Origin of the sequence: Streptomyces sp. NPDC057963 (assembly GCF_042887155.1) — a bacterium.
GTDB lineage: Bacteria > Actinomycetota > Actinomycetes > Streptomycetales > Streptomycetaceae > Streptomyces.
In genome coordinates this window covers 242463-263369 of the sequence record NZ_JBHVPX010000007.1, presented here as the reverse complement: position 1 = coordinate 263369, position 20907 = coordinate 242463, and the positions used below count along the sequence as shown (strand labels likewise).

Sequence of the window (20907 nt, the reverse complement as noted above, 5' to 3'; positions counted from 1 at the left end):
GGGCGCCCCGGCCCGGCACCCGGGCCGGAACGGCTACTCGCGCGCCGCGGAGGTCGAGCTCATGTCCGGGTACCGGTCCCCCGCCACCTGCCCCGCGATCGGCTCCAGCACCGCCAGCTCCTCCGCCGTCAGCGTGAGCCGGGTGGCGGCCACGTTCTCCCGCAGCCGGCTGCTCTTGCGGGTGCCCGGGATCGGCACCACGGTCAGACCGTGCACCTGCGCCCGCTGCTGCACCCAGGCGAGCGCCACCTGCGCGGCGGACGCCCCGTGCGCCGCCGCGATCTTGCGGACGGGCTCCAGCAGGGCGGCGTTCACCTTCGCGTTGTCGCCCGTGAAGCGCGGCTGGTACTGGCGGAAGTCGCCCTTCGACAGGTCCTTGGCCGCGTCCGCGAACGCCCCGGTCAGAAAGCCCCGGCCGAGCGGCGAGTACGGCACGACGGTCACGCCGAGCTCGACGGCGGCCGGTACGGCGCTGCGCTCGATGTCCCGGCTGAAGAGCGACCACTCGGACTGGAGGGCGGCGATCGGGTGCACCGCGTGCGCCTCGCGCAGCTCCGCGCCGGTCACCTCGCTCAGTCCGAGCTGCTTGACCTTGCCCTGCCGCACCAGCTCGGCCATCGCACCGACGGACTCGGCCAGGGGGACGGCGGGGTCGCGGCGGTGCATGTAGTAGAGGTCGATGACGTCGGTGTTCAGCCGGCGCAGGCTGTCCTCGACGGCCCGGCGGATGTACGCGGGGTCGTTGCGCACTCCCCGGTAGTGCGGGTCGTCGTCCTTCCGCTCTATGGCGAACTTCGTGGCAAGGGTGATCTCGTCGCGGTGCGCCCCGACGAACGGGGCGAGGAAGATCTCGTTGGCGCCGCTGCCGTAGACGTCGGCGGTGTCGAAGAGCGTGACACCCGCCGTCAGCGCCGTCTCCAGCGTCTCGCGGGCGGAGGACTCATCGGTGTCCCCGTAGAACTCGCTCATGCCCATGCAGCCGAGTCCCTGCACGCCGACCTGCGGGCCGCCGTTTCCGAGCTCCACCGTGGCGATCTTGTTGTCAGTCATCAGGCACAGGGCCTTTCCGGCGCCCGGCGGGCACCCGCATAGAAGTCGATCTTGTGGTCGAGGACGGCGAGGGTGTCCTGGAGCTCCGCGATCCGCGTCTTCACGTCGCGGCGGGTCGCCTCCAGCAGCTCCTGCCGTTCCTCGAAGGTGTGCTCGCCCTCGCGCAGCAGCTCCGCGTACCGGACCATGTCGGCGACCGGCATCCCGGTCAGCCGCAGCTTGCCGACGAAGGACAGCCAGTCCAGGTCGCGGTTGGTGAAGCGGCGCTGACCGGTGTGCGACCGGTCGACGTGCGGCATCAGCCCGATCCGCTCGTACCAGCGCAGGGTGTGCGCGGTGAGCCCGGTGAAGGCGACGACCTCACTGATGGTGTACCGGTCCTGCCCCTCGGGACGCGGATGCGGCCGCGGGGCCGAGGCGCAGACGTCCACCTTCACGGAAGTGCTCTCCATCACCGTCATGACCTCCACGCTAGAACCTTGGAGTGCACTCGAAGCAAGCGCAATCGGGGACGGGTTTCGGCGGCGGCCGGGCCACCCGCGTACCGGGCCACCCGCGTACGTCGGCCCGGATCCGCGGCCCCCGGCCGCAGCCCGCCCGGAACGGTGAACGACGACGAGTTCGGCCCGCTGGGAATCCGGCCCACCATTGGGCTCTACCGGCATTTCCTTCGGCTCGGTGGCAAGCCAAGGCACGGGCCTGCCCGTGTGGCGCTGCTCGGAGAACGGGTCAAGCATGGAAATAGAGGCTTGGACGCTGGAGTCATGCTGGTCAGGGGGTTCCCATGCCGATGCACACGCCTTCTCTCCTGTCGGATCCGCTGATCAATCGGGGTACCGCTTTCACGGCTCAGGAGCGGGAGCGGCTCGGGCTGGTGGGCCGGCTGCCCGACGCTGTGCTCACCCTCGACCAGCAGGCGGTTCGTGCGTACGAGGAGTTGCAACAGGAGCCGACCGATCTGGCGAAATTCATCAACCTCGAACAATTGCACGAGCGCGATGAGGTGCTGTACTACCGGCTTCTGCGAGATCACCTCACCGAGTTGCTGCCGATCGTCTACGACCCGACGGTGGGTGAGGCGATCATGCGGTACAGCCATGAGTACCGGCGCCCGCGCGGGGTTTTCCTGTCCATCGACCGGCCGCAGGATGTGCGTCGCTCGTTCGAGGCACTCAAGCTCCAGCGGGATGAGGTCGACCTGGTGGTGGTCAGCGATGCCGAGGAGATCCTGGGGATCGGTGACTGGGGGGTGCAGGGCATCCAGATCTCGGTCGGCAAGCTCGCCGTCTACACCGCAGCGGCCGGGCTGCATCCCGCCCGCTGCCTGCCGGTGGTCATGGACGTCGGAACCGACAACGAGAACCTGCTCAACGATCCTCTCTACCTGGGCGTGCGCCACAGCCGGGTACGCGGGAAGCAGTACGACGCGTTCATCGAGACCTACCTGGAGACGGTCTCGGAGCTGTATCCCAACGCGCTGCTGCACTTCGAGGACTTCGGGCCGGGCAATGCCCGCCGCATCCTGGAGACCTACGGGGATCGCTACCGCATGTTCAACGACGACATGCAGGGCACCGGCGCCATCACCCTGGCCGCCGTGATGTCGGCCTTGAAGATCACCGGACAGTCTTTCCGCGACCAGCGCCTCGTGGTCTTCGGCGCCGGCACCGCCGGGGTGGGCAATGCCGATCAGGTGCGTGACGCGATGGTCCGAGACGGACTGGACCCCAAGGAGGCCACCCGGCGGGTGTGGCTGGTCGACAAGCAGGGGCTGCTGGTCGAGGGTATGCCGGACCTACGCGACTACCAGGCCCCCTACGCACGGGCGGCCTCGGAGGTACGGGGCTGGGCAGACGAAAACATCGACCTGCTGACCACCGTCCGGCATGTTCATCCCACCATGCTGATCGGCACCTCGACCGCGCCGGGCACCTTCGACAAGGACGTGGTCACCGCGATGGCCGAGCACGTCGACCGGCCGATCATCTTCCCGTTGTCCAACCCCACAGAGAAGATCGAGGCCATGCCGGCCGACCTGATTGCCTGGACCGAGGGCAAGGTCCTTACCGCAACGGGCATCCCGGTCGACCCCGTCGAATACGGCGGAGTCCGCCATGTCATCGGGCAGGCCAACAACGCGCTGCTCTACCCCGGTCTGGGCCTGGGCATCGTCGTCGCCGGGGCTTCACGGCTCACCGCCGGGATGCTGCTCGCCGCCTCGGAGGCAGTGGCCGGGCAGGTCGACGCCAGGGCTCCCGGCGCGCCACTGCTGCCGCCGGTGGCGAACCTGCGCGCTTCCTCGGCGACGGTGGCGGTGGCGGTCGTACGCGCTGCCATCGAGGACAAGGTCGCCACCCGCCGGCCTGCCGATCTGGTCCAGGCCGTGCAGGACGCCATGTGGCAGCCGGTCTATGAACCGCTGTCCGCGAAGGAGGCGTCGTGACCTCCGGGCAGCAGCACGCCGCCGCCGAGCGGCCACCAAAGGTGCGGGACGTCCCGATCGGCATCGACGCCACCGGCACCCGCCGCGAAACGGACTCGATGGGTGCCATCGAGGTGCCCGCCGACCGGTACTGGGGTGCCCAGACCCAGCGATCTCTGATCCACTTCTCCATCGGTGACGATCGCATGCCGAAGGCCGTCTATCACGCGTACGGCTACGTCAAGAAGGCCGCCGCGCTCGTCAACGGCCGGGAGGGCCGCCTGCCGGGCTGGAAGGCCGACCTGATCGCCCGCGTTGCCGACGAGGTGATCTCCGGCGCGCTGGACGACCACTTCCCGCTGTACGTATGGCAGACCGGGTCCGGCACGCAGAGCAACATGAACGTCAACGAGGTCATCGGCAACCGGGCGATCCATCTGGTCGGCGGCACGCTGGGGTCCAAGGTGCCGATCCACCCCAACGACCACGTCAACATGGGCCAGTCCTCCAACGACACCTTCCCCACCGCGATGCACATCGCCGCCCTCCACCAGATTCACGAGCACACGCTCCCGAAGGTGAGAGAACTTCAACACGCCCTGGAAGCCAAGTCACAAGCGTGGTGGGACATCGTCAAGATCGGCCGTACTCACCTGGAGGACGCCGTCCCGCTGACCGTGGGCCAGGAGTGGTCCGGCTACGCCGCCCAGATCTCCGACGCCATCGACCGCATCGAGGCGACTCGGCCGGGCCTGTATGAACTGGCGGTAGGAGGGACTGCGGTCGGCACCGGTCTCAACGCCCCCGATGGCTTCGGTGCCCAGGTGGCACGGGAGATCGGACACCTGACCGGCTATCCGTTCCACACGGCCGCCAATCCCTTCGCCGCCCAAGGCAGCCTGGATGCCATGGTGGCGGCCTCGGCGGGACTGAGGGCTCTCGCCGTGCCACTGATGAAGATCGCCAACGACATCCGCTGGCTCGCCTCCGGCCCCCGCTGCGGCATCGGCGAACTCGCCTTGCCCGCCAACGAGCCGGGCAGCTCGATCATGCCCGGCAAGGTCAACCCGACTCAGTGTGAAGCAATGGTGATGGTCTGCATCCAGGTCCTGGCCGAGGACAGCGCCATTGCGTTCGCCGGCACCCAGGGCAACTTCGAACTCAATGCCATGCGGCCCGTCGTCATCAACAACTTCCTGCACTCCGCCCGCATTCTCGGAGACGCCGGCGAGAAGCTCCGCACCTACTGCGTCGAAGGCGCCGAACTGCATCGCCGGCAGATCGACGACTACCTCGCCCGCTCGTTGATGCTCGTCACCGCGCTCTCGCCGGAGATCGGCTACGACAAAGCCAGCCAGATCGCGCACAAGGCGGATGACGAGGGAACCACACTGCGCGAAGCCGCCCTCGCTACCGGCTACATCACAGCGCAGGACTTCGACCGGATCGTCGACCCCAAGAAAATGGTCCACCTGAACTAGTGGGGGTTTGTTGCGAAAGTTGATCTTCGTGAGGCTGGAGCGTGTCTCTTTCATGAGTTGGTCAACCGATCGGCGACCCCCTGAAGGCTTGCTCTCGGACCGGGAGACGATCGCCTCCCGCCTGTCGGTGACCCATTCGAGCGTTGTTTGACGGCCGTGCCTTCGCCCTCGGTGGTCGGACTGCTGTGACGGCTAGCGTGGCTGCACCGCCCAGGTGTGGGTGTACCTCACGCGCCCCAGAGCGACCGTTCGAGCGTTCTAGCGGCTTTCCGACGGGCGAGCAATGGAAGGGCCTGACATGTCCAACCACTTCACCGGCCTCAGCCTTGGGCCACCACTCGGCGACCAGCGTCTCGATCTGTGCGACCTCTATGCCTTCGGGGTACCCGGCGATCCGAGCAGAACCGTTCTCATCCTCAATGCCAATCCCCACGCAGATGCCATGCACCCCGACGCCGTATACCGCCTGAACATCGACAACGACGGCGATTACCTGACCGACGGCGCCTTCAGCTGGGTCTTCAGCCCGCCGGCATCCGACGGCTCGCAGACCTTCAGCGTCTTCATGGCAACCGGTGCGGAGTCCCGCAGGCCCGAGGCGGTCGGCACCGAGATCGTGTCGGACGCCGCCGTCTCCTTCGGCCCCCGGGCCAACGTGGTCAGCAGCGGCGACTACAAGGTCGCCGCCGGTAGCCGCAGTGATGCCTTCTTCTTCGACTTCGACGGAATCAAGAATCTGTTCGACACCAGCGGCAACCGGAATTTCACCGCGCCGCATCTGGGCGGTGAGTCCCCGTGGACCGGCGTCGACTCCAACAGCACGGCCAACGTCTTCTCCATGGCCATCGAACTGCCGACCGCGGAGCTGGCCCCCAACCCCGAGCTGCACATCTGGGGCCGGTGCAGCGTCCTGCGCGACGGCGAACTCGTCCACGCGGACCGGGCCGGGCACCCGTCGATGAGCAGCTTCTTCAACACCGACGACACGAAGGAGGAGTACAACGCCAGCGAGCCGGTCAACGACCGGGCCAGGTGGACGGACCAGTTCGTCCACCTGTTGGGCCACACCGGCAGCTACTCGCGTGAGGAGGCGATCACCGCGCTCGACGAGCACGGCCTCCTGCCGGACGTGCTGCACTTCGACCCGTCCAAGCCTGCCGCGTACCCGAACGGCCGGACATTCACGGAAGACGTCATCGACATCCGCGTCGCGTTCCTCACCAAGAACGAGGCGCCGCCCACCGGTCTGACGCCGCACACCGACACCCTGGACCGGTTCCCGTACCTCGGCGACCCGCACCCGGCAACCGCCTCCTGACGGATCCCGGCGGGACACACCCGGGGCTCCGACGGCCGAGCCGGGACAGGTCGACCGATCAGTGGATCGGACCGGCTCGATCTTTGACCCCGGAGGTCGAACGTCGCCCACGTGGCCAACCGCCGCCTGGACGTTCTCGCCCGACCGGTGGCTCGACAACCCCGCCCGATACGCTCGTACGCATGCAGAGCCTGGCGATGATCGACAACTGGCCCGTCCCCACCGCGGCGGCTGCCGTCGTACGAGCGGACGGCACCGTTCTCGGTACGCACGGCCCGGCCGCGCACCGTTTCCCGCTCGCCTCCGTCACCAAGCCGCTCGCGGCCTACGCAGCGCTGGTGGCGTACGAGGAGGGTGCGGTCGAGCTCGACGAGCCGGCCGGGCCCGAGGGGTCCACCGTCCGGCACCTGCTCGCGCACACCAGCGGGCTCGCCTTCGACGAGCACCGGGTGACGGCCGCGCCCGGCACCCGGCGGCTCTACTCCAACGCGGGCTTCGAGGTGCTCGGCGACCACATCGCCAAGGCCACCGACATCCCGTTCCCGGAGTACGTGCGCCAGGCGGTGCTGGAGCCGCTGGGCATGACGGCGACCGCGGTGGACGGCTCGCCCGCCAAGGACGGCGTCTCGACCGTCGGCGATCTCGCCCGGTTCGCGGCGGAGGTGCAGGCGCCACGGCTGCTCGACCCGCGTACGGTGCTGGCCGCGCAGACCGTCGTATACCCCGGCCTGAAGGGCGTACTGCCGGGCTACGGCCACCAGAACCCCAACGACTGGGGCCTCGGCTTCGAGATCCGGGACTCCAAGTCGCCGCACTGGACGGGCAGTTCCTCGTCACCCGCGACCTTCGGGCACTTCGGGCAGTCCGGCACCTTCCTGTGGATCGACCCGGTCGCGGGCGCGGCCTGCCTCGCGCTCACCGACCGGGCCTTCGGCCCGTGGGCGGTCGAGGTGTGGCCGGTGTTCACGGACGCGGTGCTCGCGGAGCTCCGTTCCGGCCGCTGAGCCACGTCTCCTCCGGCCGGTCCGCCGTCTTCGCGGCCCGGCACTCGAACCACACCGTCTTGCCGGTGCCGTCACGGCGCGGTTCCGTGCCCCAGCGGTCGGTGACGGCATCGACCAGGACCAGTCCCCGGCCGCCCTCGTCGAGGAGATCACCCGGTTTCGCACAGGGCAGTTCCGGGCAGTTGTCCGCGACCTCGACGCGCACGCCCCCGGCCGGAAGCCGGAGGATGAACGTCTGACAACGGCGGCCGGGGACGTGCCGTACGACATTGGCGATCAGCTCGGTGAGCGCCAACTCCGCCGCGTCGGCCACATCGAGGAGCCCCCAGCCGGTGAGGTAGAGGCGCAGGATGCGGCGCAGATGCCGGGCCGAGTGCTCGCCCATCGCGAAGTCGGCGCGGTAGGTCGGCTCCACCGGATCGTCGGCCTGCGGCTCAATTACGTGATTCATGTCACCAGAGTGCAGCGATGTGATTACGCTCGGCTACGTACGGAAACGAACGCCGCGAGGCGTTGAATGCCGGAGGTGCCCCGCCGTGGCCAACATCCAGTCGCTCGACCCCAGCGCTTCCCCCTTGGACTACTACGGCTGGGAGTTGCGCCGCCAGAGAGAGGCCAGCAACCTCAAGCAGGGTCAGCTCGGCAACATCATCTTCTGCACGGGCTCCCTGATCGGCCAGATCGAGACCACGAAGAAGGTCCCCACCCGCGACTTCTCCGAGCGGGTGGACGCGGCACTCGACACGGACGGCGTGTTCTCGCGCCTCGTCGGCCTGGTCCTGCGCAGCCAGCTGCCGACCTGGTTCCAGCCGTACGCGGACATGGAGGCCCGCGCGGCGTACATCTCCACGTACCAGGCGCAGTTGGTGTACGGACTGTTGCAGACGGAGGAATACGCGCGGGCACTGCTCGGTGTGGATCACCCGAACAAGGTTGACGAGATGGTGGCAGCCCGTCTGGACCGCCAGCGGATTCTGAAACGCGAGAATCCGCCCGCCTTGTGGATCGTTCTGAGTGAAGCCGCATTGCTCCAAGAGGTAGGCGGGCGTGACGTCATGCGCGCGCAACTGGCGCGTCTGTTGGGCTTCCGCGACGACCCCTGGGTGCAGATCCAGGTGCTTCCGTTCTCCGTCGGCCAGCACACGGGAATGATGGGGTCGTTCAACTTGCTCAGGTTCGAGGACGACCCCGACCTGTTCTACGTGGAGAGCTACGACCAGGGCCATATGACCGCCAATCCGCAGGTGATCAAGGAACGTTCGGTCGGCTACGCTCGATTGCAAGCCACAGCCCTCTCCCCCGAGGACTCGGCGACCCTGATCGCTCGTGTGATGGAGGAACGCTATGGGGACCAGTCATGACCTGACCGGAGCACAGTGGCGGAAGTCGTCGTACAGCGGCACCAGCGGCGGCGACTGCGTCGAGGTGGCCGACGGCCTCCCCTGCGCCGTGCCCGTGCGTGACAGCAAGAATCCGGACGGCCCCGTCCTGGTCGTCGGGGCCGACGCGTGGCAGACCTTCGTGGACGGGCTCAGCTGAGGGCTGTCCCGTAATCCACGCCCGCCAGGGATTACGGGACAGCCCTCGGACCACCGGGGCGGCGGCCCGAGCGGGCCTGAGCGCTCAGGCCGACAGTTCCCAGATCAGCACCTCGGCCGCTCCCGCCGCCACCAGCTCCGGCCCCGCCTCGCCCTCGCCGGTGATCCGCGCCGAGTCGCCCGGCGCCAGTTCCTCGTCGCCGAGCCGCACGCCGCCGGCCACCACGTGGACGTACACCCGCGCCGCGTCCGGCACCGCCGTGCGTTCGCCCGCCGCCAGTCTGCGTACGTGCAGTGTCGCCCCGGCCGCCGGAAGTGCGTACGGGGTGGAGTCGGCGATGCCGGGAACGACCGTGTACGCGGGTTCGCCGCCCGGTCGGAGCGGTGCCAGCCACATCTGAAGGAACGTCAGCGGGCCGTCCCCGTCGTTGCGTTCGACGTGGCGCACACCGGCGGCGGCGCTGAGGTGCTGGAGGTCCCCGGCCCGTACGACCGTGGCGTGCCCCGTCGAATCGCGGTGGGTCAGCTCGCCCTCGACGACCCAGGTGACGATCTCCGTATGGCTGTGCGGGTGCTCGTCGAAGCCCGCGCCGGGCGCCAGCCGCTCCTCGTTGCACGCCAGGACCGGGCCGAAGCGCAGATTGTCCGGGTCGTAGAAGCCGCCGAAGGAGAAGGCGTGCCGGGACAGGATGCCGGCGTCCTGGTCCCCGCCCGGGAAACGGTCGTCGGCGCGGTGTACGGAAATCACCGGCCCACGGTAGCCCGGCGCGGCGCGCCCGCGCCCCTTGCCGCTACCCGGCGGTACGACCCGCGGTCGCCCCGGCCCTCCGTACACCTGGCCCGATAGGGCAGTCTTGTGTCCGTGCCCCGACCCGATCCTGAGCAGCCCGCTGCGAACAACGCCCACCTGCATGCCGCGACCCTGAAACGGCTGGAGCAGTCCTCCGGCCGGCTGGCCGCCAACGCGATCGCCCGCATGGATGATTCGCTGCCGTGGTACCGGGCGATGCCCCCGGAGAACCGGTCCTGGATCGGCCTGGTGGCCCAGGCCGGAATCGCGGCCTTCACCGAATGGTTTCGGCATCCGGAGACCCCGCAGGCCATCTCCACCGACGTGTTCGGTACCGCGCCGCGTGAGCTGACCCGGGCGATCACCCTGCGGCAGACGGTCGAGATGGTGCGGACGACGATCGAGGTCATGGAGGCCGCGATCGAGGAGGTCGCCGCACCGGGCGACGAGTCCGCGCTGCGGGAGGCGCTGCTCGTCTACGCGCGGGAGATCGCCTTCGCGACCGCCCAGGTGTACGCGCAGGCCGCCGAGGCCCGGGGCGCCTGGGATGCCCGGCTGGAATCGCTCGTGGTGAACGCCGTGCTGTCCGGCGAGGCCGACGAGGGCGCCGTGTCCCGCGCCGCGGCGCTCGGCTGGAACTCCCCCGAACACGTCTGCGTGGTGCTCGGTACGGCTCCGGACGGCGACAGCGAGCTGACCGTGGAGGCGATCCGGCGGGCCGCCCGGCACGCGAAGCTCCAGGTCCTGACCGGGGTGCTCGGCAACCGGCTGGTCGTCATCGCGGGCGGCAGCGACAACCCGTTGCAGGTCGCGAAGGCGCTGATCGGCCCGTACGCGGCAGGTCCCGTCGTCGCCGGGCCCGTGGTGCCCGACCTGCTGGCGGCCACCCGGTCCGCGCAGGCGGCGGCCGCCGGGCTCAAGGCGTGCGGCGCGTGGCAGGACGCCCCGCGGCCGGTGCTGGCCGATGATCTGCTGCCGGAGCGCGCGATGGCGGGTGACCCTGCCGCCCGGGACCAATTGGTGGAGGAGATCTACAGACCGCTGGAAGAGGCGGGTTCCGCGCTCCTGGAGACGCTGAGTGTGTATCTGGAGCAGGCGAGCAGCCTGGAAGGCGCGGCAAGGATGCTCTTCGTCCATCCGAACACCGTGCGCTACCGGCTCCGACGTGTGACTGACGTCACCGGATGGTCTCCTTCCGATGTCCGCTCGGCGTTCACTCTGCGAATCGCCCTGATTCTTGGGCGCTTGGCCGCCAGAGATCCCCAGTCCTAGACTTTTGTCAGACATCAACAATTCCCCATACGGTTCTTCGTCCCTGTCCCCACGGGCGTTCCGGGCCGTTCACAAGAGAGAGTGTGAGGGTGCTCGTACTCGTCGCTCCCGGCCAAGGCGCTCAGACGCCCGGCTTCCTGACTCCCTGGCTCGACCTCCCCGGCGCCACCGACCGCGTCGCGGCCTGGTCCAACGCCATCGGGCTCGACCTCGCCCGCTACGGCACCGAGGCCGACGCCGACGCGATCCGTGACACCGCGGTGGCGCAGCCGCTGCTGGTCGCCGCCGGTCTGCTGTCCGCCGCCGCGCTCGACGCGTCGCCCGACATCGTCGCAGGTCACAGCGTGGGTGAGATCACCGCAGCCGTCTTCGCCGGAGTCATCGGCGACGAGGCCGCGCTGCGTCTCGTACGGACCCGTGGGCTCGCCATGGCCGATGCTGCCGCCGTCATCGAGACCGGTATGGCGGCGCTGCTCGGCGGCGACCCCGAGGTGACGATCCCCCATCTGGAGAAGCTCGGGCTGACCCCGGCGAACGTCAACGGGGCCGGCCAGATCGTCGCCGCGGGCACCGCCGCGCAGATCGCCGCGCTGACCGAGGACAAGCCCGAGGGCGTACGCCGGGTGGTGCCCCTCAAGGTCGCCGGCGCCTTCCACACGCACCACATGGCGCCCGCCGTCGACCGCATGCGCGAGGCCGCGACCGAGCTGAAGATCGCCGACCCGACCGTGACATATGTCTCCAATGCCGACGGGGAGCCCGTCGCCATCGGCGACGAGGTCGTCTCCCGGCTGGTCGGCCAGGTGGCCAACCCGGTCCGCTGGGATCTGTGCATGGAGACCTTCAAGGAGATGGGCGTCACGGCGCTCATCGAGGTGTGCCCCGGCGGCACCCTCACGGGTCTCGCCAAGCGCGCGCTGCCCGGTGTGCAGACCCTCGCGCTCAAGACCCCCGACGACCTCGACGCGGCCCGCGCGCTCATCTCCGAGCACGCGGGCGCCTAAGGAGCCCGAGAGCATGGCGAAGATCAAGCCCAGCCAGGGCGCCCCGTACGCACGGATCATGGGTGTCGGCGGCTACCGCCCGACCCGTGTCGTGCCCAACGAGGTGATCCTCGAGACGATCGACTCGTCCGACGAGTGGATCCGCTCGCGCTCCGGCATCGCCACCCGCCACTGGGCCTCCGAGGAGGAGACCGTGGCCGCGATGTCCGTGGAGGCGTCCGGGAAGGCCATCGCCGATGCCGGGATCACGCCCGACCAGATCGGCGCCGTGGTCGTCTCCACCGTCTCGCACTTCAAGCAGACCCCGGCCATCGCCACCGAGATCGCCCACAAGATCGGCGCGGGCAAGCCCGCCGCCTTCGACATCTCGGCGGGCTGCGCGGGCTTCGGCTACGGGCTCACCCTCGCCAAGGGCATGATCGTCGAAGGCTCGGCGGAATATGTGCTGGTCATCGGCGTGGAGCGGCTGAGCGACCTCACCGATCTGACGGACCGTGCGACGGCCTTCCTGTTCGGCGACGGAGCCGGGGCGGTCGTCGTCGGCCCGTCCAAGGCGCCGGCCATAGGACCGACCGTCTGGGGCTCGGAGGGCGACAAGTCCGAGACGATCAAGCAGACCGTGGCATGGGACGACTTCCACATCGGCGATGTCTCGAAGCTGCCGCTCGACGAGCAGGGCAAGGTCAAGTTCCCGGCCATCACGCAGGAGGGCCAGGCGGTCTTCCGCTGGGCCGTCTTCGAGATGGCGAAGGTCGCCCAGCAGGCGCTGGACGCGGCCGGGATCGCCCCGGAAGACCTGGACGTCTTCATTCCGCACCAGGCCAACATGCGGATCATCGACTCGATGGTGAAGACCCTGAAGCTGCCGGAGAGCGTCACGGTCGCCCGTGACGTGGAGACCACCGGCAACACCTCCGCCGCCTCGATTCCGCTCGCTATGGAGCGGCTCCTGGCGACCGGTCAGGCGAAGAGCGGCGACACCGCGCTCGTCATCGGCTTCGGGGCGGGTCTCGTCTACGCCGCGACGGTCGTTACCCTCCCCTAGGCACACCAGGCCTTTTCGGCCTGCAAGCCCCAACCTGCAGATAAACATCGAAGGAGCGCCAACATGGCCGCCACTCAGGAAGAGATCGTCAAGGGTCTCGCCGAGATCGTCAACGAGATCGCCGGTATCCCGGTCGAGGACGTCCAGCTGGACAAGTCCTTCACCGACGACCTGGACGTCGACTCGCTGTCCATGGTCGAGGTCGTCGTAGCCGCCGAGGAGCGCTTCGACGTCAAGATCCCCGACGAGGACGTCAAGAACCTCAAGACGGTCGGCGACGCCGCCGAGTACATCCTCAAGCACCAGGGCTGATCAGGCCTGCTCCTGTGTCGCCACCCGGCGGTGGCGCCGCTGATTCACGACCCTCTACACGTGGAGAAGATTTTCCAGTGAACTCGACCAATCGCACCGTGGTCGTCACCGGTATCGGCGCAACCACTCCGCTGGGTGGCGACTCGGCGTCGACCTGGGAAGGTCTGATGGCCGGTCGTTCCGGCGTCAAGCCTCTCGAGGGCGAACGTTTCGCCGAACTGCCCGTCCGGATCGCCGCTCTCGCGGCCGTCGACCCGGGCGACGTCCTGCCCCGTCCGCTCGCCCGCAAGCTGGACCGCTCGGCGCAGTTCGCGCTGATCGCGGCCCGGGAGGCGTGGGCGGACGCCGGTTACACCGGCAAGGCCGGTGAGGACGACAAGGTCCGGCCCGAGCGGCTGGGCTCGGTCATCGCCTCCGGTATCGGCGGCGTGATCACCCTGCTCGACCAGTACGACGTGCTCAAGGAGAAGGGCGTACGCCGCGTCTCCCCGCACACCGTGCCCATGCTCATGCCCAACGGCCCGGCCGCCAACGTCGGCCTGGAGGTCAACGCCCAGGCCGGTGTGCACACCCCGGTCTCCGCCTGCGCCTCGGGCGCCGAGGCGATCGGGTACGCCGTCGAGATGATCCGCACCGGCCGTGCCGATGTGGTCCTCGCCGGTGGTACCGAGGCGGCGATCCACCCGCTGCCGATCGCGGCGTTCGCCAACATGATGGCGATGTCCAAGAACAACGACGAGCCCCTGAAGGCCTCCCGTCCGTACGACACCGGCCGTGACGGCTTCGTCCTCGGCGAGGGTGCCGGGGTCGTCGTCCTGGAGTCCGCGGAGCACGCCGCCGCGCGCGGCGCCAAGGTCTACTGCGAGGTGCTGGGCCAGGGGCTGTCCGCCGATGCCCACCACATCGCGCAGCCCGAGCCGACCGGTCGCGGCATCGCCACCGCGCTGCAGAACCTGCTGGACGAGACGGACCTCAAGCCGTCCGAGGTCGTGCACCTCAACGCCCACGCCACGTCGACGCCGCAGGGCGACGTCGCGGAGGTGAAGGCACTGCGCAAGGTGCTGGGCGACGATCTCGACCATGTCGCGATCTCCGCGACGAAGTCGATGACCGGCCACCTGCTCGGCGGCGCGGGCGGCATCGAGACCGTCGCGACGGTCCTGGCGCTGCACCACCGGATGGCTCCGCCGACGATCAACATCGAGCACCTCGACGAGGAGGTGGAGGCGGACGTCGTGCGCGACGAGCCGCGACCGCTGCCCGAGGGTCCGATCGCCGCGATCAACAACTCGTTCGGGTTCGGCGGGCACAACGTGGTCCTGGCGTTCCGCAGCGTCTGACCCGCGGTCCGCGGCCCGGTACACCGAAACCCGTCTCCCCAGCTGGGGAGACGGGTTTCGTCCGTTGCACGGGGCGTTTCAGTGGCTCTGCCCCCGAAACGCCCGCTCCTCAATCGCCGGAGCGGCTGAATCGTGCGCCCTCACACCACCTGGTGCAGCCACCGCACCGGCGCGCCCTCGCCCGCGTGGCGGAAGGACTCCAGCTCGTCGTCCCACGGCTTGCCGAGCAGCTTGGCGATCTCGGCCTCCAGGTCGGTCTCGCCCCGCACGGATCGCGCCAGCGCCGCCCGCAGCCGGTCCTCGGGCACCAGGATGTCGCCGTGCATGCCGGTGACGGCGTGGAAGATGCCCAGTTCGGGCGTGGAGCTGTAGCGCTCGCCCTCCGTCGTGGGGCTCGGCTCCGCCGTCACCTCGAAGCGCAGCAGATCCCAGCCGCGCAGCGCGGAGGCCAGTTTCGACGCCGTGCCGGGCCGGGCCTGCCAGGAGAACTCGGAGCGCCAGGTGCCGGGCGCGGCCGGCTGTCTGATCCAGTCGAGCTGGACCCGCACACCGAGGACCCCCGCCACAGCCCATTCGACATGGGGGCAGAGCGCGCGCGGTGCGGAGTGAACGTACAGAACTCCACGTGTCGTCACCGGGTCCTCCAGTGTGGGACGAAGTTCGCCTTTCCCAGCGGCCTCGCGCCCGTACCGTCTCTTCTCAGCCGGCTCCCGAGGTTGTCGTCAGTAAACAGCATCGGGGTGAATCTCCTGAAAAAGGACCGTATGTGACGTGATGTGATTTACGGAAAGCCACCCGAGTGGAGCCGGGCGGGGGAATGCGCCGCTGGTTCGACGAGGAAAAGCTACCGCGCTGCGGGGGCCGAGGTGTGACGTACGGTCGGTCCTGGGCACATCATTCGCCCAGCTTCCACCCCGCGGGGCACGTGGGCCTTTTCACCCGGTGCCACGAGGGGTTGCCGGGGGCACAACCGAGGGGAACCAGGGATGCAGGATCGTTCCGCCCGTCACCGTTCGCGTAGCGCGGCCGCTGTTCTGGCGGCGGTCTCATTGTTCGGCGCGGCTGCTCTGACCGGCTGCGACGCCGACCGGGACGGGTCGACGAAAGGGGCGGCGGCCGGGCAGCGGCACCCGTCCGCCCGGCCCGGCCCGGTCTGGGACCGCAGCCCGGAGTCGGTGGCCGCCGTGGGTGACTCCATCACCCGCGGCTTCGACGCCTGTTCCGTGCTGGCGGACTGTCCGGAGGTGTCCTGGGCGACCGGTTCGGACACGGAGGTGCGCAGCCTCGCCGTCCGGCTGCTCGGAGCGTCGGGGGCCGCCGCGCGCAGTTGGAACCACGCCGAGACCGGAGCCAAGGTCGCGCAGTTGCCGGAGCAGATGGCACAGGCCGCGAAGGAGAAGCCCGATCTGGTGACGGTGATGATCGGCGCCAACGACGCCTGCCGGGACTCGGCGCGGCTCATGACGCCGGTGGCGGACTTCCGGGCGTCGTTCGAGGCGTCGATGCGTCAGTTGCGGGCCGGGGCGCCGAAGGCGCAGGTGTACGTGTCGAGCGTGCCGGACCTCAAGCGGCTCTGGTCGACGGGGCGCGGCAACGCCCTGGGCAAGCAGATCTGGAAGCTGGGGATCTGCCGGTCGATGCTGGGGGACGCGGACGACATGGGCGCGCAGGCCGTGGCCCGGCGCGCCTCGGTGCAGGAACGGGTCGTGGCGTACAACAAGGTGCTGCGGGAGGTCTGCGCGAAGGATCTGCGCTGCCGCTACGACGGCGGGGCGGTCTTCGACTACGCGTTCACCGGCAAGCAGCTCAGCCAGTGGGACTGGTTCCACCCGGGGCGCAACGGGCAGGCGCGGCTGGCGGAGATCGCGTACCGCAACGTCACTTCGGCCCGGCCCCCGGCGTAGGCTTTGTGATCATGGACACAGGTTCGAGCACGGTGACACGCACGGAAGAGTTCGGCACCCTCGCGGACGGCACCGTCGTGCACCGCTGGACGCTCGAACGGGGCGGTACGCGGGTGCGCGTGCTGACGTACGGCGGCATCGTGCAGTCGGTCGAGGTGCCCGGCCGGGACGGAGCGCGGGCGGATGTCGCGCTCGGGCTGCCCGACCTCGCCGGGTACGAGACGTTCACCGGACCGTATTTCGGCGCGCTGGTCGGGCGGTACGCGAACCGGATCGGTGGTGCCCGCTTCGAGCTGGACGGGCGCACGCACCGGCTGACGCCGAACGAGGGGCGCAACCAGGTGCACGGCGGGGCCCGGGGCTTCGACAAGCGTGTGTGGCAGGCGCGGGAGGTGGCGGACGGTGTCCGGCTGTCCCTGGTCTCCGAGGACGGCGAGGAGGGCTTCCCGGGGCGTCTGACGGTGTCGGCGGCATACACCCTGGACGAGGACGGGGCGCTGCGGATCGCGTACCGGGCGACGACGGACGCCCCGACGGTGCTGAACCCGACCAATCACACGTACTGGAACCTCGCGGGCGCCGACAGCGGCAGCGCGCTCGGGCAGGTGCTGCGGATCGCGGCCGGGCGGATCACCCCGGTGGACGCCGAGTCCCTGCCGACGGGCGAGTTCCAGCCGGTGGACGGGACCCGGTTCGACTTCCGTGAGCCGGCGCCGGTCGGCCCGGACTACGACCACAATTTCGTGCTGGACGAGGCCGGGGCGGGTCCGGCGGCCGAGCTGTACGACGCGGGGTCGGGGCGCGTCCTGACCGTCACCACGACGGAGCCCGGGATGCAGCTGTACACGGCGGACCACTTCGACGGGCGGCCGTTCGGACCGTGCGCCGGGATCGCCCTGGAGACCCAGCACTTCCCGGACTCCCCGAACCGGCCCGGTTTCCCGAGCACGGTGCTGCGGCCGGGCGAGGAGTACGTCTCGACGACGGTGTACGGATTCTCGGTGCGCTGACCCCGGCGACGGGCAGCGGCGGCACGAGAGGAGCCCCGGAGCGGGGTCGGGTACCGCTCCGGGGCTCTTCTCGTGGGGGGCGGGGCCCGCCGCTACCGGGTGACCTCCACGGCCGCCGTCAGGCGTACGTCGGCGAGCGAGTGGGCCGCCTGCACCTCGTACGTGCCGGGGACGAGGGTCCAGTCGTACGCCGTCTCGTCCCAGATCTCGTACGCGCGCCGATCCAGCGCGATCACCGCTTCGGCGCTCTCGCCGGGCGCCGCCTCGACCCGTGCGAAGCCGGCCAGCCGGCGGGCCGGGCGTTCGGCGGTGCCGTCCCGGGGTGCCAGGTAGATCTGGACGGTCTCGGCGCCCGGCCGGGTGCCGGTGTTGCGGAGGCGGACGGTGGCGCTGTCGGGGCCGGCGGTCAGGCTCTCGTACTCCCAGGTGGTGTAGCCGAGCCCGTGGCCGAAGGGGTAGGCGGGCGCGGTGCCGGCCTTCTCCCAGGCGCGGTAGCCGACGAAGACCCCCTCGTCGTAGTGGAGTTCACCGCCGGTGGGGGCGGTGTTCGAGACCGGGACGTCGGCGAGCGCGGCCGGCCAGGTGGTCGGGAGGCGCCCGCCCGGCTCCTCGGCGCCGAGCAGGACGTCCGCCAGCGCGTGGCCGGCCTCCTGGCCGGGGAACCAGCCGAGGAGCACCGCGGCGACCTCGTCGCGCCACGGGAGCTCCACCGGGGAGCCGGAGTTGACGATCACGACGGTGTTCGGGTTGGCGGCGGCGACGGCCCTGACGAGGTCGTCCTGGTGGCCGGGGAGCCTCAGGTCGGTGCGGTCGAAGCCCTCGGACTCGACGCGCTCGGTGGTGCCGACGACGACGATCGCGGTGTCCGCGGCGCGGGCCGACCCGACGGCCTCGGCGATCAGTTCCCGGGGGTCGCGGCGCGGGCCGAGGTGGCAGAGGGCGAACGAGACGCCGGGGATCGCCGCGTCGTCGCCCAGGGTGTCCGGGATCTGCCGCAGCGAGACCTCGACGGGTTCGCCCGCGGTGAGGGTGATCCGGCCGCGTTCCAGGGGGTTGCCGAAGAACGCCTCGCCGGGGTCGGCGGAGACGACCCGGTGGACCTCGTCGTACAGGGTCTCGCCGGCGACGGTGAGGGTGAGCGCACCGGTGCCGCGGGTGCCGAAGACGTGCTCGCCGCCGTCGCGCGGGACGAAGGTGCCGGTGATCTCGACACGGTGCAGCGTCTCGCGGGTGACGCCCTCGGGAAGGTCGTCGCCGACCCATTGGAGGGTGCCGTTGCGCAGCGGGGCCGAGCCGATGACGGCGCCGGAGGCGTCGAGGCAGACGGCCCTGAGCTCGAAGCCCTTCTCCGCGACGGTGAGTTCGTCGTTCGGGTCGGCGCCGACGCGGAAGTCGAGCGCGCCCTCGGGAAGGGCGGCGGTGAGGCCGTCCAGGGGCGAGACGATGTGCTCCGGAAAGACCTGGGCGGAGCCGCCGCCGAGGACCCGGGCGTCCCGGGCGAGCGCCCCGCTGAGCGCGACCTTGCGGACGGCGGCCGGGCCGAGGGGGAGCGCGGCGCGTTCGTTGCGTACGAGGACGAAGGAGCGGCGGGCGATCTCGCGGGCCAGCGCGTCGCCGTCGGCGGTCGCCGGGTACGCGGTCTCGTCCACGACGGGCGGGGCACCGTCCAGGATGCCGACGCGGGCGGCCAGCCGCAGCACATTGCGGACGGCGCCGTCGACGACGGACTCCTCGACCTCACCGGCGCGGACCGCGTCGGCGAGCGCCTTCCCGTACACGGTCCTGGGGCCCGGCATGGCGACGTCGAGGCCGCCGCTGACGGCGGCGACGGTGGAGCGGGCGGCCAGCCAGTCGGAGACGACGCAGCCGTCGAAGCCCCATTCGCCGCGCAGCACCGCGTTCTGCAGGTAGTGGTGCTCGGTCATGGTGGAGCCGTTGACCCGGTTGTACGCGGCCATGATGCCCCAGGGGCGGGCGTTCTTGACGATCCGTTCGAACGGGGCGAGGTAGATCTCGCGCAGGGTGCGCGGGGCGACGATGTTGTCGACGGTGAAGCGGTCGGTCTCGGCGTCGTTGGCGACGAAGTGCTTGACGGTCGTGCCGACGCCGCCGTCCTGCACGCCCCGCACATAGCCGGTGCCGATCTCGCCGGTGAGGTACGGGTCCTCGCTGTACGCCTCGAAGTGGCGCCCGCCGAGCGGCGACCGGTGGAGGTTCACGGTCGGGGCGAGGAGGACGTGCACCCCCTTGCGGCGGGCCTCCTGGGCCAGCAGCCAACCGGCCCGGCGGGCCAGCGCCGGGTCCCAGGTCGCGGCGAGCGCGGTGGGCGAGGGCAGGGCCACGGACGGGTCGTCGGCGCTCCAGGCGACGCCCCGGACGCCGATCGGCCCGTCGGACATCACCAGGGAGCCCAACCCGATGCCGGGCAGCGCGGGCAGCGACCACATGTCCTGTCCGGCCAGCAGCCGCGCCTTGTCGTCGAGCCCGAGTGCGGCCAGCGCCGCGTCGACCGCGGCCTCGCGGGCCGCATCGGGGTGGGTGGGTGTGGACGCGCCTGCCACGGCCGTACCTCCTCGTCGGTGTCCTGCACTGAATGTCCCCATACTGACCCCACAACCAGTAAGACAGTAGGTTTCGTTACTACTCTGTGATTTACCGGGATGGCGTACGGTCCTCGGTGCGGGACCGATGAAGCACCGAAAGGGGCCGGGGCGATGGTGCGGGCCAGAAGCGCGGAGCGGCGGGCGGAGATCCTCCGCGCCACGCTGGAAGTGATCGCCGAGCGCGGCTACCGCGGCGCCTCACTGAGTGCTGTCGCCGAGCGGGTCGGCCTCAGCCAGCAGGGGCTCCTGCACTACTTCCCGACCAAGGAGGCCCTGCTCGTCGCCGTGCTGGAGGACCGCGACCGGTGGGACACCGGCGGTGGCACCCGGAGCGACGGCACCTGGCGGATCGACCTGCTGAACTCGCTCGTCGAGTACAACGCGATGCGTCCCGGCATCGTCCAGACGTTCTCGGCGCTGCTCGGCGAGAGCGTGACGGAGGACCATCCCGCGCGGGAGTTCTTCACCCGCCGCTACACCCAGGTCCGGGCGAGCATGGCCGCGACGCTGCGCGCGGAGTACGGCGAGCGGCTGCCCGGCGGGCTGACTCCGGAGCGCGCGGCGCCGCTGCTGGTAGCGGTGATGGACGGGCTCCAGTACCAGTGGCTGCTGGACCCGGACTCGGTGGACATGCCCGCGGCGTTCCAGGATTTCCTGGCGCTGCTGCGGGCAGCGGCACCCTCCGCTCCGGAGAACCCCCGATCATGACATGACCCGCGGCAGCATCAGGGCGACAAGGGCGACAGGCCCCACCTGCGGGTGATTTCCGGGCGGTCTACGCGCGTCCGGGTGAAGGGCACCCGCCGAGGCGCCC

The 20907-nt window shown here is 70.2% G+C and carries 20 protein-coding genes; 14 read left to right on the top strand and 6 right to left on the bottom strand.

The features are described from left to right. Window positions 1-33: 33 nt before the first annotated feature. Entirely contained in the window at window positions 34-1050 is a 1017-nt protein-coding gene (locus tag ACFVT1_RS18985) for an aldo/keto reductase (protein ID WP_389796629.1), read from the bottom strand. Further along, complete coding sequence (locus ACFVT1_RS18980) at window positions 1050-1511, bottom strand: MerR family transcriptional regulator (protein WP_389796626.1); 462 nt, start codon at window positions 1509-1511, stop codon at window positions 1050-1052. The genes ACFVT1_RS18985 and ACFVT1_RS18980 overlap by 1 nt, the downstream gene beginning before the upstream one ends. A 323-nt stretch (window positions 1512-1834) precedes the next feature. On the opposite strand from ACFVT1_RS18980, the gene ACFVT1_RS18975 reads away from it, so the two are divergent. From ACFVT1_RS18975 to ACFVT1_RS18960, 4 genes are all read left to right on the top strand, one after another. Continuing rightward, a complete protein-coding gene (locus tag ACFVT1_RS18975; protein ID WP_389796623.1) occupies window positions 1835-3493 on the top strand; it encodes an NAD-dependent malic enzyme in 1659 nt (552 codons plus the stop codon). Next, window positions 3490-4953 (top strand): class II fumarate hydratase, encoded by a 1464-nt coding sequence (gene fumC / locus ACFVT1_RS18970; protein ID WP_389796620.1) that lies wholly within the window; start codon window positions 3490-3492, stop codon window positions 4951-4953. Before ACFVT1_RS18975 ends, fumC begins: the two co-directional genes overlap by 4 nt. Before the next feature lie 298 nt (window positions 4954-5251). Beyond that, the gene (locus ACFVT1_RS18965) at window positions 5252-6271 is read left to right on the top strand and encodes a DUF4331 family protein (protein ID WP_389796618.1); all 1020 of its coding nucleotides are present in this window, start codon (window positions 5252-5254) and stop codon (window positions 6269-6271) included. Window positions 6272-6453: 182 nt separating this feature from the next. Further along, a complete protein-coding gene (locus ACFVT1_RS18960) occupies window positions 6454-7275 on the top strand; it encodes a serine hydrolase domain-containing protein (RefSeq protein WP_389796617.1) in 822 nt (273 codons plus the stop codon). Here the strand turns inward: ACFVT1_RS18960 and ACFVT1_RS18955 are convergent. Beyond that, entirely contained in the window at window positions 7235-7660 is a 426-nt protein-coding gene (locus ACFVT1_RS18955; protein WP_389796959.1) for an ATP-binding protein, read from the bottom strand. The two genes, ACFVT1_RS18960 and ACFVT1_RS18955, sit on opposite strands and share 41 nt — an antisense overlap. Before the next feature lie 151 nt (window positions 7661-7811). Here ACFVT1_RS18955 and ACFVT1_RS18950 point away from each other — a divergent pair, with 151 nt between their 5' ends. Beyond that, complete coding sequence (locus ACFVT1_RS18950) at window positions 7812-8636, top strand: helix-turn-helix domain-containing protein (protein WP_389796614.1); 825 nt, start codon at window positions 7812-7814, stop codon at window positions 8634-8636. Further along, a complete protein-coding gene (locus tag ACFVT1_RS18945; protein WP_389796613.1) occupies window positions 8620-8814 on the top strand; it encodes a DUF397 domain-containing protein in 195 nt (64 codons plus the stop codon). Before ACFVT1_RS18950 ends, ACFVT1_RS18945 begins: the two co-directional genes overlap by 17 nt. Before the next feature lie 84 nt (window positions 8815-8898). Here ACFVT1_RS18945 and ACFVT1_RS18940 read toward each other — a convergent pair whose 3' ends face one another. Then, entirely contained in the window at window positions 8899-9561 is a 663-nt protein-coding gene (locus ACFVT1_RS18940; RefSeq protein WP_389796611.1) for a pirin family protein, read from the bottom strand. Window positions 9562-9675: 114 nt separating this feature from the next. Between ACFVT1_RS18940 and ACFVT1_RS18935 the strand changes: the two genes are divergently transcribed. The 5 genes from ACFVT1_RS18935 to fabF all read left to right on the top strand — a co-directional run bounded on the left by ACFVT1_RS18935 (window position 9676) and on the right by fabF (window position 14576). Continuing rightward, window positions 9676-10875 (top strand): PucR family transcriptional regulator, encoded by a 1200-nt coding sequence (locus ACFVT1_RS18935; RefSeq protein WP_389796608.1) that lies wholly within the window; start codon window positions 9676-9678, stop codon window positions 10873-10875. An 89-nt stretch (window positions 10876-10964) separates the two neighbouring features. Beyond that, a complete protein-coding gene (locus ACFVT1_RS18930) occupies window positions 10965-11879 on the top strand; it encodes an ACP S-malonyltransferase (RefSeq protein ID WP_389796956.1) in 915 nt (304 codons plus the stop codon). Window positions 11880-11892: 13 nt separating this feature from the next. Further along, complete coding sequence (locus ACFVT1_RS18925; RefSeq protein WP_389796606.1) at window positions 11893-12924, top strand: ketoacyl-ACP synthase III; 1032 nt, start codon at window positions 11893-11895, stop codon at window positions 12922-12924. A 63-nt stretch (window positions 12925-12987) separates the two neighbouring features. Beyond that, a complete protein-coding gene (locus ACFVT1_RS18920) occupies window positions 12988-13236 on the top strand; it encodes an acyl carrier protein (RefSeq protein ID WP_266733232.1) in 249 nt (82 codons plus the stop codon). A 77-nt stretch (window positions 13237-13313) separates the two neighbouring features. Next, window positions 13314-14576 (top strand): beta-ketoacyl-ACP synthase II, encoded by a 1263-nt coding sequence (fabF, locus tag ACFVT1_RS18915; RefSeq protein WP_389796604.1) that lies wholly within the window; start codon window positions 13314-13316, stop codon window positions 14574-14576. Window positions 14577-14716: 140 nt separating this feature from the next. Here fabF and ACFVT1_RS18910 read toward each other — a convergent pair whose 3' ends face one another. Continuing rightward, window positions 14717-15211 (bottom strand): DUF3145 domain-containing protein, encoded by a 495-nt coding sequence (locus ACFVT1_RS18910; protein WP_362194392.1) that lies wholly within the window; start codon window positions 15209-15211, stop codon window positions 14717-14719. Window positions 15212-15562: 351 nt separating this feature from the next. On the opposite strand from ACFVT1_RS18910, the gene ACFVT1_RS18905 reads away from it, so the two are divergent. Both ACFVT1_RS18905 and ACFVT1_RS18900 read left to right on the top strand, forming a co-directional pair. After that, entirely contained in the window at window positions 15563-16480 is a 918-nt protein-coding gene (locus ACFVT1_RS18905; protein WP_389796601.1) for an SGNH/GDSL hydrolase family protein, read from the top strand. A gap of 11 nt (window positions 16481-16491) precedes the next feature. After that, on the top strand, window positions 16492-17490 hold the full coding sequence (locus ACFVT1_RS18900; protein ID WP_389796598.1) for an aldose epimerase family protein: 999 nt from the start codon (window positions 16492-16494) through the stop codon (window positions 17488-17490). Window positions 17491-17582: 92 nt separating this feature from the next. On the opposite strand, the gene ACFVT1_RS18895 is transcribed toward ACFVT1_RS18900, so the two are convergent. Then, a complete protein-coding gene (locus tag ACFVT1_RS18895) occupies window positions 17583-20093 on the bottom strand; it encodes a beta-glucosidase (protein WP_389796596.1) in 2511 nt (836 codons plus the stop codon). A gap of 111 nt (window positions 20094-20204) precedes the next feature. Here ACFVT1_RS18895 and ACFVT1_RS18890 point away from each other — a divergent pair, with 111 nt between their 5' ends. Continuing rightward, window positions 20205-20801: a TetR/AcrR family transcriptional regulator gene (locus tag ACFVT1_RS18890; protein ID WP_362194379.1), complete on the top strand. Its 597-nt coding sequence runs from the start codon at window positions 20205-20207 to the stop codon at window positions 20799-20801. The last annotated feature ends 106 nt before the right edge of the window (window positions 20802-20907 follow it).

Bases quoted from the DNA above. Each gene is read 5' to 3' on its own strand.
- ACFVT1_RS18985 (WP_389796629.1), bottom strand. From the start codon at position 1,050: ATGACTGACAACAAGATCGCCACGGTGGAGCTCGGAAACGGCGGCCCG.
- ACFVT1_RS18980 (WP_389796626.1), bottom strand. From the start codon at position 1,511: ATGACGGTGATGGAGAGCACTTCCGTGAAGGTGGACGTCTGCGCCTCG.
- ACFVT1_RS18975 (WP_389796623.1), top strand. From the start codon at position 1,835: ATGCCGATGCACACGCCTTCTCTCCTGTCGGATCCGCTGATCAATCGG.
- ACFVT1_RS18965 (WP_389796618.1), top strand. From the start codon at position 5,252: ATGTCCAACCACTTCACCGGCCTCAGCCTTGGGCCACCACTCGGCGAC.
- ACFVT1_RS18960 (WP_389796617.1), top strand. From the start codon at position 6,454: ATGCAGAGCCTGGCGATGATCGACAACTGGCCCGTCCCCACCGCGGCG.
- ACFVT1_RS18955 (WP_389796959.1), bottom strand. From the start codon at position 7,660: ATGGGCGAGCACTCGGCCCGGCATCTGCGCCGCATCCTGCGCCTCTAC.
- ACFVT1_RS18945 (WP_389796613.1), top strand. From the start codon at position 8,620: ATGGGGACCAGTCATGACCTGACCGGAGCACAGTGGCGGAAGTCGTCG.
- ACFVT1_RS18925 (WP_389796606.1), top strand. From the start codon at position 11,893: ATGGCGAAGATCAAGCCCAGCCAGGGCGCCCCGTACGCACGGATCATG.
- ACFVT1_RS18920 (WP_266733232.1), top strand. From the start codon at position 12,988: ATGGCCGCCACTCAGGAAGAGATCGTCAAGGGTCTCGCCGAGATCGTC.
- ACFVT1_RS18905 (WP_389796601.1), top strand. From the start codon at position 15,563: ATGCAGGATCGTTCCGCCCGTCACCGTTCGCGTAGCGCGGCCGCTGTT.
- ACFVT1_RS18900 (WP_389796598.1), top strand. From the start codon at position 16,492: ATGGACACAGGTTCGAGCACGGTGACACGCACGGAAGAGTTCGGCACC.
- ACFVT1_RS18895 (WP_389796596.1), bottom strand. From the start codon at position 20,093: ATGGGGACATTCAGTGCAGGACACCGACGAGGAGGTACGGCCGTGGCA.
- ACFVT1_RS18890 (WP_362194379.1), top strand. From the start codon at position 20,205: ATGGTGCGGGCCAGAAGCGCGGAGCGGCGGGCGGAGATCCTCCGCGCC.